General features: G+C 64.3%; 12 protein-coding genes. 6 read left to right on the top strand and 6 right to left on the bottom strand.

The window, feature by feature from the left end; translation table 11 throughout:
- Positions 1–141: 141 nt before the first annotated feature.
- The gene (glnA, locus tag E9934_RS06230) at positions 142–1,560 is read left to right on the top strand and encodes a type I glutamate--ammonia ligase (protein WP_136562026.1); all 1,419 of its coding nucleotides are present in this window, start codon (positions 142–144) and stop codon (positions 1,558–1,560) included.
- Positions 1,561–1,782: 222 nt separating this feature from the next.
- On the opposite strand, the gene E9934_RS06235 is transcribed toward glnA, so the two are convergent.
- The 6 genes from E9934_RS06235 to queC all read right to left on the bottom strand — a co-directional run bounded on the left by E9934_RS06235 (position 1,783) and on the right by queC (position 5,303).
- Positions 1,783–2,061: a hypothetical protein gene (locus E9934_RS06235; protein ID WP_136562027.1), complete on the bottom strand. Its 279-nt coding sequence runs from the start codon at positions 2,059–2,061 to the stop codon at positions 1,783–1,785.
- Between the two features lie 79 nt (positions 2,062–2,140).
- On the bottom strand, positions 2,141–2,791 hold the full coding sequence (locus tag E9934_RS06240; RefSeq protein WP_202977214.1) for a hypothetical protein: 651 nt from the start codon (positions 2,789–2,791) through the stop codon (positions 2,141–2,143).
- Between the two features lie 23 nt (positions 2,792–2,814).
- Entirely contained in the window at positions 2,815–3,603 is a 789-nt protein-coding gene (locus E9934_RS06245) for a GTP cyclohydrolase I FolE2 (protein WP_136562028.1), read from the bottom strand.
- Positions 3,604–3,607: 4 nt separating this feature from the next.
- Complete coding sequence (gene queD / locus E9934_RS06250; protein WP_136562029.1) at positions 3,608–3,976, bottom strand: 6-carboxytetrahydropterin synthase QueD; 369 nt, start codon at positions 3,974–3,976, stop codon at positions 3,608–3,610.
- On the bottom strand, positions 3,973–4,608 hold the full coding sequence (queE, locus tag E9934_RS06255; protein WP_136562030.1) for a 7-carboxy-7-deazaguanine synthase: 636 nt from the start codon (positions 4,606–4,608) through the stop codon (positions 3,973–3,975). The genes queD and queE overlap by 4 nt, the downstream gene beginning before the upstream one ends.
- Entirely contained in the window at positions 4,605–5,303 is a 699-nt protein-coding gene (gene queC, locus E9934_RS06260) for a 7-cyano-7-deazaguanine synthase QueC (protein WP_136562031.1), read from the bottom strand. The genes queE and queC overlap by 4 nt, the downstream gene beginning before the upstream one ends.
- A gap of 108 nt (positions 5,304–5,411) precedes the next feature.
- Between queC and E9934_RS06265 the strand changes: the two genes are divergently transcribed.
- The 5 genes from E9934_RS06265 (at position 5,412) to dpdE (ending at position 13,303) form a co-directional block, all read left to right on the top strand.
- Positions 5,412–6,281, top strand: a complete 870-nt coding sequence (locus E9934_RS06265) for a hypothetical protein (RefSeq protein WP_136562032.1) — start codon at positions 5,412–5,414, stop codon at positions 6,279–6,281.
- Complete coding sequence (dbpB, locus tag E9934_RS06270; protein WP_136562033.1) at positions 6,278–7,414, top strand: DGQHR domain-containing protein DpdB; 1,137 nt, start codon at positions 6,278–6,280, stop codon at positions 7,412–7,414. Before E9934_RS06265 ends, dbpB (E9934_RS06270) begins: the two co-directional genes overlap by 4 nt.
- Positions 7,411–8,664: a tRNA-guanine transglycosylase DpdA gene (gene dpdA / locus E9934_RS06275; protein WP_136562034.1), complete on the top strand. Its 1,254-nt coding sequence runs from the start codon at positions 7,411–7,413 to the stop codon at positions 8,662–8,664. The genes dbpB (E9934_RS06270) and dpdA overlap by 4 nt, the downstream gene beginning before the upstream one ends.
- Positions 8,665–8,674: 10 nt before the next feature.
- On the top strand, positions 8,675–9,778 hold the full coding sequence (gene dbpB / locus E9934_RS06280; RefSeq protein WP_136562035.1) for a DGQHR domain-containing protein DpdB: 1,104 nt from the start codon (positions 8,675–8,677) through the stop codon (positions 9,776–9,778).
- 129 nt (positions 9,779–9,907) lie between these two features.
- A complete protein-coding gene (gene dpdE / locus E9934_RS06285) occupies positions 9,908–13,303 on the top strand; it encodes a protein DpdE (protein ID WP_158294940.1) in 3,396 nt (1,131 codons plus the stop codon).
- Position 13,304 lies beyond the last annotated feature (1 nt).

Genomic DNA, 13,304 nt, shown 5'->3' on the forward strand with positions numbered 1-13,304 from the left:
GGTGGTGCGCGAGCAACGGGCCATTCGATAGGTTGCCGGAGGAGCGACGCCGGTTCGTTCACGTTCGTTCGTCGGGTCGGCGCGCTCTCGCCACTGGCTGACCGATGGCCGCGCACGCGAGGCGCCGCCGAGGAGGAACGAATGTTCAACAACAGCGAAGAGCTGCTCAAGTACATCAAGGACGAGGGCGTCGAGATGATCGACGTCCGCTTCTGCGACCTGCCCGGCGTCATGCAGCACTTCACGGTGCCCGTGTCCTCCTTCGACCAGTCCGTCTTCGACGACGGCCTCGGTTTCGACGGCTCCTCGATCCGCGGCTTCCAGGCCATCAACGAGTCCGACATGCAGCTCTACCCGGACCCGACCACGGCGTACATCGACCCGTTCCGCAAGGCCAAGACGCTCAACGTCAACTTCTTCATCCACGACCCGATCACGGGCGAGGCCTACTCGCGCGACCCGCGCAACATCGCGAAGAAGGCGCTGGCCTACCTCTCGAGCACCGGCATCGCGGACACCGCGTTCTTCGCGCCCGAGGCCGAGTTCTACATCTTCGACAACGTCCGCTACTCCACCGGAGTCAACGAGGGCTACTACCACATCGACTCCGTCGAGGGCTGGTGGAACTCCGGCAAGGAGGGCGACAACCTCGGCTACAAGACGCGGCTCAAGGGCGGCTACTTCCCCGTCGAGCCCTACGACCACTACAGCGACCTGCGCGCCGACATGGTCAAGAACCTCGAGGCCTGCGGCCTCCAGGTCGAGCGCGCGCACCACGAGGTCGGCACCGCCGGCCAGGCCGAGATCAACTACCGCTTCGACACACTGCTCAAGGCCGCGGACGACGTGATGAAGTTCAAGTACCTCATCAAGAACACCGCGTGGGAGCAGGGCAAGTCGGTCACCTTCATGCCGAAGCCGATCTTCGGCGACAACGGCTCCGGCATGCACGTGCACCAGTCGCTGTGGAAGGACGGCTCGCCGCTCTTCTACGACGAGACCGGCTACGGCGGCCTGTCCGACATGGCCCGCTGGTACATCGGCGGCATCCTCGAGCACGCACCGGCGCTGCTGGCGTTCACCAACCCGACGGTCAACTCCTACCACCGCCTGGTCCCCGGCTACGAGGCCCCGATCTCGCTGGTCTACTCCTCGCGCAACCGCTCCGCCTCGGTCCGGATCCCGATCACGGGCACGAACCCGAAGGCCAAGCGCATCGAGACCCGTTTCCCCGATCCGTCGGCGAATCCCTACCTCGCCTTCTCTGCCCTGATGCTCGCCGGCCTCGACGGCATCCAGAAGAAGACCGAGCCGGCCGCGCCGATCGACAAGGACATCTACGAGCTCCCGCCGGACGAGATGGCTGAGATCGCCCAGGTGCCCACGTCGCTCGGTGCCGTGCTCGAGGCCCTCGAGGACGACCACGACTTCCTCACCGTGGGCAACGTGTTCACCCCCGACCTCATCGAGACGTGGGTGGACTTCAAGCGCGAGCACGAGATCGCGCCCGTGCAACTGCGACCGCACCCGCACGAGTTCGAGCTCTACTACGACATTTAGTCCCGCGTGGGTGATGCCCACCGGCTGAGTTCCTGAAAACGACCCCTGACCTGCGAAGACACCTTCCAACGTCTTCCATCGTCAGGGGTCGTTTTTCGTCCGCGTGTGGCCCCAGTGTGTCCCACGAGGGCGGGCAAACAGTTGTGCCCCCAGATCCTGTCAAGATCGAACCCGGCCCTAGTTCTCAGCGTCTCCCGCGATTGGCTGCGACGCGCCGGCTCTTCACCAGGAGCCGGCGCAAATTCGGCTGTCGCTCAAGATCGCCCACGTGTACGACGCGCCCTGGCGTGCCCTCAGCCCCGCCGGGCCATCGACCGGCATCTGCGCGGCCGCCTTACGGAAGTTGGTCTTGGACAGAGAGCGGTTGATCCGCTCGCCGTCGCGCGTGATCACGAGGTAGTTCCCGGGGATCTCGTAGGTGAAGGGCAACCCTTGTACCGTGTGGAATTCCGCGCCGGCGTGGCGTCGAATGCGATCCCACACCTCCTCGAAGTCGTCCATGCAGCGAGGCTAGCCCTAGCGCCGAGGCGGTTCGATCCGTTCGAGAGAGCGCCGCGCCGCCGACCTTAAACCGCGGCGGCTACAACTCCAACCGGGACCGACGAGCACTGGAATGGCGCGCTGCCGCATCGTACGAATCGAGAATTTTCTCTAGCCGCTGAACGCTCGACTCGTACTTCGTCTGCCTCGCATAGGCCAGTACGAGGTCGCGGTTGTAGGCCCCGAGTTCGATCAGGTCATCAACGAAGCTGCGAACCATCCGCTCGGAGATGCTGTCGGTCCAGCCCTTATATCCCTCGAACACGATCCGCTCCAGGACCTCAACGGCCTCCGCGCTGATGTCGATTCCCATGACCTCATCGGTGACGATGTTGTACGCCTGCTTGAGCTTCGCCCAAGCCTCCATCTCCCCAGGAATCCACTCGACCAGCACCACCACGCTCTTCTCCAGGTGCTGGATCTTCTCCATCGTCTTGTGCCGGGGACACCACGCCAGAACGACCCCACCATCAGCTACTGAGCCGCTGCGCTCGGTCACGATCCTGTGCTTGGCCAGTTCCGGGTGGTGGGTCGCTCCATCCTTCTGCACGGAGAGGACCGTCAACGGCAAACGGAGCTCCCGGGCGATGGCGAGGCCGAGCATCTTGCCTGGCTGCAGCGTGTCCTGCTTGGTTCCTCGCGGCACATAGATGAAGCGATGTTTCAGCGCCTCATCCAGCTGGTCCCCCATGCCTACCCCCCGTTGCCTTGCTTTCAGTCCAACGCGGGCGCCCAGACCAAACTGGCGACCGCGTCGTGGCTGTGGATGCTCTCGAAGTTGCGGACGCTGACGACGTGGGCGATACCGCGCTCGCGGCAGGCCTGGGAGAGGTCGCGAGCCATGTCCTCGACGAAAGCCGGGTGGTCGTGGGCCTCCATGGTGACGACGCGCTCATCGGGGCGCTTGATTAGCGGGTACACGGGGCTCGAGCCGATCGAGCGGATCATCGCGAAGGCAGTCGCTACATCGACCGGATACACATCCTCGTCGCGACCCATCGTCGTGAGTCGTACCCGGCTGCGCTGATTGTGGGCGCCGTAGTCGCTGATGGCCTTGCTGCAGGGGCACAGGCTAGTCACGTCCGTGCCGACGGTGACTGCGAGTTCGGTCTGGTCAGCGCTGTGCGTTGCCGAGAACTCGACATCGCAGACCTGCCACGCCTCCTTGTCGGAAGCTGGCGCTCGGACCAGGAACGCGATCGGCAGCTTCACCCCGACCTGGACCCTGTCGACGTCGAGTCGGTCCGCGGCCACCTTGAGGGCCTGCGGAAGCCTCTCCGGCTCCAGATCCTGCAGCTCGTCGTGGATGACCTCGACCATTCGGCTCATGTGCGTGCCGCGGCGGTCCCCGGGAAGAGTCACGGTGACGTCGAACGTTGCGATGCCCGAGTGCTCTGTGGAGCCGTCGTTGAAGCGGATTGGGTACTGCACGCCGGCGATCCCGACTCGGTGCAGTTCGATCCCGCGCTCGTCGACCTGGTCTTGAATGTCCGGCAGTGCCATGTGACTACTCCCCGCGGTAGATGCAGCCGGAGGTGCAGGTCTCGCGCACACGCACCTCGGTGAGGTTGGGCAGGTCAGTGATCAGTCGATCCCAGATCCACTTGGCGAGCACCTCGCTCGTCGGGTTCTCGAGTCCAGGAACCTCGTTGAGGTAGTGGTGATCGAGCTGCTCCTCGAGGGGCTTGAACGCTGCCTTGATGTCGCCGAAGTCCTGGACCCAGCCGGTGTCTTCTCCGACAGGGCCAGAGACATGGACCGCAGCGAGATACGAGTGGCCGTGCAGGCGAGCGCACTTGTGGCCTTCTGGGACGTTCGGCAGCCGGTGCGCGGCCTCGAAGGTGAACTCGCGGTAGATCTCAGAGCTGTAGGTCACGGAATTCCTAGGTGCTTGTGCGTTTGCAGGCTGAGCTGCCAAAGGGGGTGGTCCAGGCAGAACTTCACGGCCAGTTCGGTGTTGGCTACGACGTCGGGGCCGTCCATCGGCTGAACGCGGAAGCTCTCGAAGTCGAGGTGCTCGAAGGCTGTCGGGTCGACACCGCCTTGAGGGACGACGAATTTGAGCTCCTGACCCTTCTCGACGATGAGTTCGGAGCCGATCTTCGGGCTGACACATAGCCAGTCGATCCCGGGCGGCGGAGCGATTGTCCCGTTCGTCTCAACGGCGACATAGAACCCACGCGCGTGGAAGGCCTCGATCGCATTGACGTCCAACTGCAGAAGGGGTTCCCCACCGGTGCAGACGACCATCGGTCGCCCGCCGCTGTTCATCGGCCACTTCGCCGCCACAGCCTCGGCAAGCGCCTCTGCGTCGGCGAATTTTCCGCCGCCCTCGCCATCTGTGCCGACGAAGTCGGTGTCACAGAACTTGCAGATCGCGCGCTCGCGGTCTGCCTCCCGACCGGTCCACAGGTTGCAGGAACTGAAGCGGCAGAACACAGCTGGACGTCCAGCGTGCGTGCCTTCGCCCTGGAGCGTGTAGAAGATCTCCTTGACCTTGTAGGTCACGCCGGCGCGTCCTGGTACTCGAGGGGGTCGCTAAGGCCCGCTTCTGCGAAGCCCTTGAGACGAAGCAGGCAAGAGTCGCAGTGGCCGCATGGGCGACCCTGGTCGTCGGGGTCGTAGCACGAGGACGTCAGCGAGTAGTCCACCCCGAGGCGCGTTCCTAGTTCGACCGTCTGCGCCTTCGTGAGGTCAATCAGCGGGGTGTGGATCTTGAGTTCGTTGCCCTCCACGCCCGCGCGGGTGGCGAGGTTCGCCATCCGCTCGTAGGCCTGAATGAACTCGGGCCGGCAGTCGGGGTATCCGGAGTAGTCCAGGGCGTTGACGCCGATGAAGATGTCAGTGGCACCCACGACCTCGGCGTAGGCCAGGGCGAATGAGAGGAACACCGTGTTGCGCGCCGGGACGTAGGTGATCGGGATCTCATCGTCGCCGATCTCGTCGGCCGAGTCGTGCTTCGGCACCGCGACGTCGGCGGTCAGCGCTGATCCACCGAACACACGCAGGTCGATGTCGCACACGACGTGCCGCTCAACCCCTGCGGCCTCAGCAACACGCTGCGCGGCCGCGAGCTCGATCTCGTGGCGCTGGCCGTAACGGAAGCTCAGCGCGTACGGTTCGAAACCTTGGTCCTTCGCGATCGCGAGGACGGTTGTCGAGTCCAGGCCCCCGCTCAGCAGGACGATGGCCTTCCGCGTCATGTCCAACACCCTCTTCAATCGGTCCGATCAGGCCGGTCGCCCTCACACAGTCGAAACTACACGATAGAGTAGCTGGAACGAACACGTAGTTTCGGAGCTTGTGAGGCCATGTCGCGACAGAAACTGACGATCATCGTCACCTGCACAGACAGGAAGTCAGCGACCCCCGTCGACGATCTGATGGTCCGCCATCTTCCCAAGGAAGAGGTGCCGCTACGTGCCCGGGTTTGGCGCCAAGCTCTCGCGAGGGCAACGGATCGACGTCCGCTCATGGAGCTCTACAGCGGCGAGACCTGGGCGCAGGTCCGCACCATGGCACTCAGAGCCGCGACTCTCGGCTACGAACCCGACATGTTCGTAGCCTCGGCCGGGCTCGGCCTGCAGCGCGCATCCACGCTGGCCCCCGCCTACTCCGCAACCTTCAGCGCAGGGCACGCGGACTCGGTCGGCGCCTCTGCTTTGGAGGCTCAAGCATGGTGGACCGAACTCCCCCACGCTGAGATCGCTCCCGGAGGGCGCGCGATCTGGGTCTTGTCAGAGGCCTACTCCCGCGCCATTAGCCGGCATCTACTCGCCCGTACTGAGCCGCGTGACTTGCTGGTGTTCGGCGGATCAAGCGATGTCAGTGAGCGAGTGCGCGTTCCAGCTGATCGATCGTTGCGTCGTGCCCTCGGGGGCACGGTGACTAGCCTCAACGTCCGCTCTGCAGTCCAGTGGCTCAACTTGTCGGGCGGAGACGATCCATTCGCCGATGCAGCGTGGCAGAGGTGGCACGCGTGGACGCAGGAGAAGCGCCATCGCGAGGTCTTCGATCGCAAGCCCTTGTCAGACTCAGCCGTCCTTGACTTCATCAGCGAACTCCGTGCCCAACAGCCCAGTGTCTCGAAGACGAACGCGCTCAAGGTTCTTCGCGAAGCCGGCATGGCATGTGAGCAGCGACGGTTCTCAACTCTCTTCCAGCAGGCGGTGGCGCGATGACAGATCCCAAGTGGCTGACACGGCGGGCACTGAAGGTTCTCCAAAGCGAAGACACGCCGCTCTACCTCTTCACGTTGGCAGCGGAGGAGGTCGATCTGGTCGCCGACGTCGCGCGCATCAGCCGCGACGAGGCAGGCAAGCTCATCGGGTACCAGCGTCCGGAGAAGCAGAAGCACGTCAAGCAGATCCAGGAGTACCTGGATTCGGAGGATCCCATCTTCCCGAACGGCCTCATCCTGGCCCTGCCGGCCGAGGTCAAGTTCAAGTCCAGTCGTGGCCCGACCACCACGGACGGCCTGGCGGTCGCCGGGACGATTGAAATTCCCCTGGCGCCCGACGGCGATGGCCCCCGCCCCGCCTGGATCGTCGATGGCCAGCAGCGGAGTCTCGCCCTCTCGCGAACAAGGAACCGACGGCTCCCCGTGCCCGTCGCCGGCTTCGTCGCGCCCACCCTGGAGCTTCAGCGCGAGCAGTTCTTGCGGGTCAACACCGTTCAGCCGCTGCCGACCGGGCTGGTCACCGAACTCCTCCCGGAGATCTCTCGCGTTCCATCGGCCCGTATGGCAACCCGACAACTGCCGTCGGCTCTCGTCGACATGCTCAACCACGACCCGGAATCGCCTTTCCACGGCATCATCCGCCGTGCGTCCACCCCGGCTGACGACAAAAAGGCAACCGTCGTCACCGACAACAGCCTCGTCGAAGCAATCCGCGAGTCTGTGGAGTCCCCTTCAGGAGTCCTGTTCCCGTATCGAAACATTGCGAGTGGGACTACCGACACCGAAGGCATCCGTCGTGTACTCCTCGCCTACTGGGGCGCTGTTCATGACACCTTCCCCGAGGCGTGGGGAGCTAGCCCGACGGCGAGCCGACTGATGCATGGCGTCGGCATCCGAGCCATGGGACGACTGATGGATCGCGTGATGACGCACGTTCGCGACGACGACCCACGTGCGCGGGAACACGCCGCAGCCGAGTTGGCGCTCATCGCACCGAGATGCCGCTGGACAGACGGCACGTGGGAAGACCTCGGGGTTGCGTGGAACGACCTGCAGAACACGCCTAGACACATCAGCGCACTGTCGAACTACCTCGTTCGGACTTACCTTGCTGAGCGGACGGGACGTAAGTGAAGTTCTACTTTCCCGACAGCCAAGACCTCGTCAGCCCCTCCTACGACTTCGTCCGGGATGAGTATCCACCTCACCGCGTGCGCCAGCGCGACGACCGGTACGCCCATGAGGTCCTGTCCCAGGCGCCGTACCACGGGATCCTCGTCAGCAAGTCGATCGTCGATGGATCGATCAAGGGTGCCGGCAAGTACTCGAGCGCGCAGCGGGCCCGGCTCTACCGGATGGGAGTCCATCGGTTCTTCCGCCTGCCCCCGGGTGTCGAGACGCTGGGTGACAACGGCGCGTTCAACTACATCGACGAGCCTGTCCCTCCCGTGACAGTCGGCGAGACCCTCGACTTCTACGAGGAGTGTGGGTTCGATGCGGGCGTGAGCACAGACCATGTCATCTTTGGTTACGAGCCCGGTGCCACGCCAAAGACGGCAGATCCGGAGTGGGTCGAGCGTCAGAAGCTCACGCTCCGACTGGCTGAAGAGTTCATTTCTCTGACGAATAATCGGCACAGCAGAGTCGAGCCGGTAGGCGCCGCACAGGGCTGGAGCCCCGCGAGCTACGCGGACAGCGTCCGCGCTCTCCAAGGCATGGGATACAAGCGCATCGCGCTGGGCGGCATGGTGCCTCTCAAAACTGACCAGATCCTGGCCTGCCTGGCCCAGATCTACCCGGTGCTTGCGCCAGGAACTGAACTGCACCTGCTGGGGATCACCCGGATCGACGCCATGGATCAGTTCGCCGAGTTGGGCGTCACCAGTTTCGACAGCACCTCGGCCTTCCGGCAGGCCTTCATGGATGACCGGAAGAACTACCACACCAGCGAGCGCGCTTACGTCGCGATCCGTGTACCTCAGGTCGACGGCAACCCGACGCTGAAGCGGGCGATCCTCTCGGGCGCCGTCAGCCAGAAGGACGCGCTCACCGCCGAGCGCGAGGCGCTCCGAGCCCTTCGTGCCTTCGACGGGAGCAGCGCCAGTCGTCGGGCGTGCCTTGACGCCCTCGGCGAGTACGAAGTCGTGTGTCAGAGCAAGAAGTCGTACCTCAAGGTGTACGACGAGACCCTCGAAGCCGCCCCTTGGCGTCGGTGCCCCTGCACGATCTGCCGGGAGCACGGGGTCGAGATCGCCATCTTCCGTGGCACCGAGCGCAACAAGCGGCGCGGATTTCACAACCTTTCAGTGCTACAGGAGCGTATGTCGAGACTTATCCACCGTTCCCCCGGGACGGCTCCACGGAGGCCAGCAGTCAGGACCTAGGCTTTCGCCCATGGCCGACCGTTACGACATCCGACTCCCCGCCCTCAAGATCCGCCAGGGCGAGCAGGCCATCTACGCTTTCGGGGTCGACGGCAAGCGCATCCACGACTTCACGACGGTGAGCCGCGTCCACCGCGACGACACCGAACTTCAGGGCTACCAGCGTCCGGAGGTCCTCAGCCACATTCGAGCCATCCGGCGGTACCTCGAGTCAGACGGAGCGATGCTGCCGAACGCCGTCGTACTCGCATTCGACGAGAGGGTCACCTTCGAGCCGTCGGCGACCCGAAGCGACCTTGACTACGTCACCCCGGGCGAGCTCGTGATCCCCGTTGACGAGTCGCTCCCCGATGACCAGAAGCCCGCGTGGCTGGTCGATGGGCAGCAGCGCAGCGCGGCAATCCGTGACGCGGACCTGGCGGAGTTCGCAGTGGCTGCCGTTGGGTTCATCGCACATGGAGAAGCTGAACAGCGCTCACAGTTCATCCTCGTCAACAACACAAAGCCACTGCCTAAGGGGCTCATCCACGAACTGCTGCCCGACACCCAGGGACACCTCCCGACCGCATACGCCAAGAAGCAGCTCCCTGCGCGTGTCCTCGCAGCACTGAACTTCGGTAGCCGTGCTGATGGCCAGCCGTTTGCGACTCGTATCGCCACGCCGACGATGGCGAATGGCTACATCAAGGACAACAGTGTCCTGAAGATGATCGAGAACAGCCTGTACGACGGCGCCCTGTATCAGTACCGCGACCCGATCGACGGCACTGGTGACGTCGACCAGATGCTCCTACACCTCAACTACTTCTGGACCGTGGTAGCGGTGACGTTCCCGGAGGCTTGGGACCTGCCTCCCACGAAGTCGCGGCTCACGCATGGCGCCGGCATCCAGGCCATGGGTTACGTAATGGATCAGTTGACCGATGGGGTGCCTGCCGCCGAACTTCCCGGGCTCAATCTGGAGAAGAAGATCGAATCTCTTCGGGCACACTGCGCCTGGACATCCGGGACGTGGGACTTCGGCCCCGAGCAAGCGCGGCGCTGGAACGGGATCCAGAACACGCCGAACGACGTGCGACTCCTGACGAGCCACTTGCTCCGCGCTCTGCGCTGACACATTCAAGCGCCGGATTGCCCCAACCACCCACCAACTGTCGGACCTCTTTACTAGCCTCTGTGGGGTGAGGGCGAAGCGGGGATCGGCATGACGGCTGGGGTGATGTGCCCCCTGTGCGGTTCTCCGATGGTGATGCAGTTCGCTTCCCGCGGACGCAATGCCGGGCAAGCGTTCTGGGGCTGCTCGCAATTTCCGCGCTGCCGTGGATCGCGCGACGCGGAAGGCAATGCGCCGAAGCCGCGCCAGCCACGCAAGAAGCCGGCCGCTCAGTCCGCGCTGGTACCGGCCGCGGGACGTCGAACGAAGTCACTCAGTCGCGGTGATCTGCTGGTGTCTTCGGCCAACACCTTCGGCCCCGGCAAGCTCGTGGCACGGGAAGGCGACAACCTCGTGCTCGAGTACTTCGATGCGCCCGGTCCCGCCGCATCGCACCGCTACCGGGAGGCAGTACCTCGAGCTAGCCTCACCCGGCTGACCCTGTCCCCTGAGCTTCGCGTCTTCTGGCAGGACCGAGACAACCGGTGGCGCTCCGGGCGCGTCATCGAGACGAATGAGCACAACGACATCTACGTTCGGGGACACGAATGGGAGGGCTTCGTTCCGGAGGAGCGACTCTACGTTCGCTGGAACAAGCCCTTGGCGGATCCGGTCGGCTTCGGGGAAGCCGGCATGCTCGAGTCGCCGATGCTCGCTGAACTGCGACTTCCCTTCTTGCGCAGCATCCTTCAGCAGCGCTCTGCGGCTCATGGCATGCGAGCCGTGCTGTCGAGTTGCATTGAACTTCACGCACACCAGGTCGAGACCGCCTGGCGCGTCCTGCAGGACCCGGTCCAGCGCTATCTCCTGGCCGATGAGGTCGGCCTAGGCAAGACCATCGAGGCGGGGATCGTCATCCGCCAGATGCTGCTGGACAACCCCACCCTGCGCGTCCAGTTGATCTTGCCTCCGTTCCTGGTCGACCAGTGGAAGCGAGAGTTGACGCAGAAGTTCCGCGTGCAGGACTTCACCAGGGCTAACGTCCGCCTCAGTCGCGATGATGAGCCGGCGGCGTGGGATGCAGCAGATCTAGTCGTAGTCGACGAGGCACACAACCTTGCACGAATGTCAGTTAGCGAGGATCCGAACCTCGCCCTCCGCTTCCAGCGGCTTAGTGAGATCGCCCTTGCAAGTCCGCGCCTACTGATGCTCTCCGCGACACCAGCCCTGCACAACGAAGACGCCTTCCTCGCGATGCTCAAACTGCTTGACCCGGCGGTCTATGCGGACACCACTGCGGGGCAACTTCGATCGCGCTTGGAGGCTCGTGCAGGCTTGGGACGGGTCTTTCTCGGGCTGCAACCCAGCCTCCCAGGGGTCCTTCTGAAGGGGCGCCTGGCGGAGATCGAGGCCTCGTTCCCCGACGACGCCGAAGTCCGCGACCTGGTTGCGCGCGCCCGCGAGTCAGTGGCTACTCAAGACAAGGACGAGACGGCATCCCTCATCCAGGCGCTGCGCACACACATTGCCGAGGTGTACCGCGTACACCGGCGCATGCTCCGGACCCGGCGTACTACGGCACTGGAGGGCACCTATCGGGTGTCCGGTCGTCGCGCGCCTGAGCCACTTTCCCTGGAGTCGACACTGCGCGACGACGTTGTAGAGGCTCTCGACCGATGGCGCGAACAGGCCCTGGCGTCGGCAGAAGGCAACCCAGCGGCGATGACCCTAGCCGGGCGTGCGTTCGCCGAGGCCACAGCTGCCAGCCTTGACCCGAGTGCCCTGCAGAAGTGGGCAGCGGAGCGCGCCGCCGCGCCGCTATCCGCTGACGAAATCGCCGCGCTAAAGCGCATCGTGCAGGACGTGGCCTACGCGGACCGACGGGCCACCATCAGCCGCCCGTTCGCTGACGCGCTCAGCGATCTCATGACGTCTAACGAGCGTGCTGTCGTCTTCTGCCCCACAGCTGAACTGGCAACCGAACTGGCTGAGGAGCTCAAGGACGTCTTCGGCGCCAAGTCTGTCTTCTGCCATGTGACGACCCAAAGTAGTGAGGAGAACGACCGCTCGGTGCGCTCATTTGAGGCGATCCGTAAGGCCGCCGTCATGGTCGCAGATTCATCGGCCGAAGAGGGTCGCAACCTCCAGTTCGCGAATGTTCTGGTGCATCTGGGACTTCCGGGATCAGCAAACCGTCTCGAGCAGCGCATCGGCCGTTGCGACCGGTGGTCGCCCGAAGGGTCCGGAGGGTGGCGGTCGTATGTCGTTTCGGGACACGCGGATGACACCTACTCCGGCGCCTGGGAGCGCATCCTCAAAGACGGTTTCGGGATCTTCGACAACTCTGTCGCCAGCCTTCAGCAAGCCGTCGACAACGCAACGGACGAGGCGTGGCACATCCTCCTTCAAATGGGGCTCGATGGTGTCCCCTCCGCGGTCGCGCGGGTGCGAGAGATGCTGGACGCGGAGATCGAGCGCGTCCGCGAACAAGACGCGCTCGACAGCCTGGAGACGAGCGTCGACGAGCGCTCCGTCTACGCGCGGATCGCTGACGTGGAATCCAATGCGTCAACATTCGCCCAGGTGAGCGACAACCTTCTCGCAGCAAGTAGCGCGGCGGGCAACCTTAGATTCGAGCGGAGAGGCAACCCCGCCAGGGGCTTGGGCGGATACGAGTCGCTCGGCCGTCTGCCGGGGAAGCAAGCGCAGATTCCGCTGATCCCGGCATCGCGCCTCGTTCGCGACTTCCTTCCGTTGAAGGGCCACGTCGGAACCTTCATTCGGGAGGTAGCCCTCTCGTGCGAGGACGTCCACCTTTACCGCTACGGAGACCCGTTCATCGACGCCGTCAGCGACTTCCTCTGGCACGACGATCGTGGCCGAGCGTTCGGCATGTGGCGTTGGATGCCCGAGTGGCCCCGTGAGGACACCCCGCTCTACAGATTCGACTACGCCGTCGAGGCGAACCCACTCGAGGTTCCCTCCTCAAGAGACCCGCGTAGCGAACTCGTGACGGTGACTGCCGGTATCGACCAACTCGCGCTTACGCGGCGGGCCGATGGGATCTTCCCGCCCATGATCGTCAGCGTCTGGATGACAGCCGGCGCGCAGGAGTTGACCTCGCAGCCGCATCTTGACGCGCTCGGCGCCCCATACGCGAAGCCGGGCACCACTCGTGCCGGCGGTGACTACTCGCTCAACCGCGTAAGGATCCAGGACGCCTACGAACTCATCCCCGAACACCACTGGGGTGAGTCCTGGCGATCCGCGGAAAGAGCAGCCCAACATCTCATCCGCAGTCGCGAGGACGTTCGTTCGGCGGTCCAACGAGCCACTGCCATCGCCGAACGTGATGCGTCAGCGAGGCTGTCACAGTTGCGACTCCGGGCCATGCGCACTGCAGGATCGGAACTCGTCCGTCTACAGGAGGAAATCCAGCGCGAGGAAGTCATCGCGCGTGCCATGGCCGCCGCCGTGACCGCACCCTCCCTGCGGCTAGACAGCACGGGGATTGTGGTCCTCTCCGGCCGAGCCCTGACGAGCTGAC

This window comes from Nocardioides caeni, assembly GCF_004912195.1.
Lineage (GTDB): Bacteria > Actinomycetota > Actinomycetes > Propionibacteriales > Nocardioidaceae > Nocardioides > Nocardioides caeni.

Bases quoted from the DNA above. Each gene is read 5' to 3' on its own strand.
- dpdE (WP_158294940.1), top strand. From the start codon at position 9,908: ATGGTGATGCAGTTCGCTTCCCGCGGACGCAATGCCGGGCAAGCGTTC.
- dbpB (WP_136562035.1), top strand. From the start codon at position 8,675: ATGGCCGACCGTTACGACATCCGACTCCCCGCCCTCAAGATCCGCCAG.
- glnA (WP_136562026.1), top strand. From the start codon at position 142: ATGTTCAACAACAGCGAAGAGCTGCTCAAGTACATCAAGGACGAGGGC.
- queC (WP_136562031.1), bottom strand. From the start codon at position 5,303: ATGACGCGGAAGGCCATCGTCCTGCTGAGCGGGGGCCTGGACTCGACA.
- dbpB (WP_136562033.1), top strand. From the start codon at position 6,278: ATGACAGATCCCAAGTGGCTGACACGGCGGGCACTGAAGGTTCTCCAA.
- E9934_RS06245 (WP_136562028.1), bottom strand. From the start codon at position 3,603: ATGGCACTGCCGGACATTCAAGACCAGGTCGACGAGCGCGGGATCGAA.
- E9934_RS06265 (WP_136562032.1), top strand. From the start codon at position 5,412: ATGTCGCGACAGAAACTGACGATCATCGTCACCTGCACAGACAGGAAG.
- E9934_RS06240 (WP_202977214.1), bottom strand. From the start codon at position 2,791: ATGGGGGACCAGCTGGATGAGGCGCTGAAACATCGCTTCATCTATGTG.
- E9934_RS06235 (WP_136562027.1), bottom strand. From the start codon at position 2,061: ATGGACGACTTCGAGGAGGTGTGGGATCGCATTCGACGCCACGCCGGC.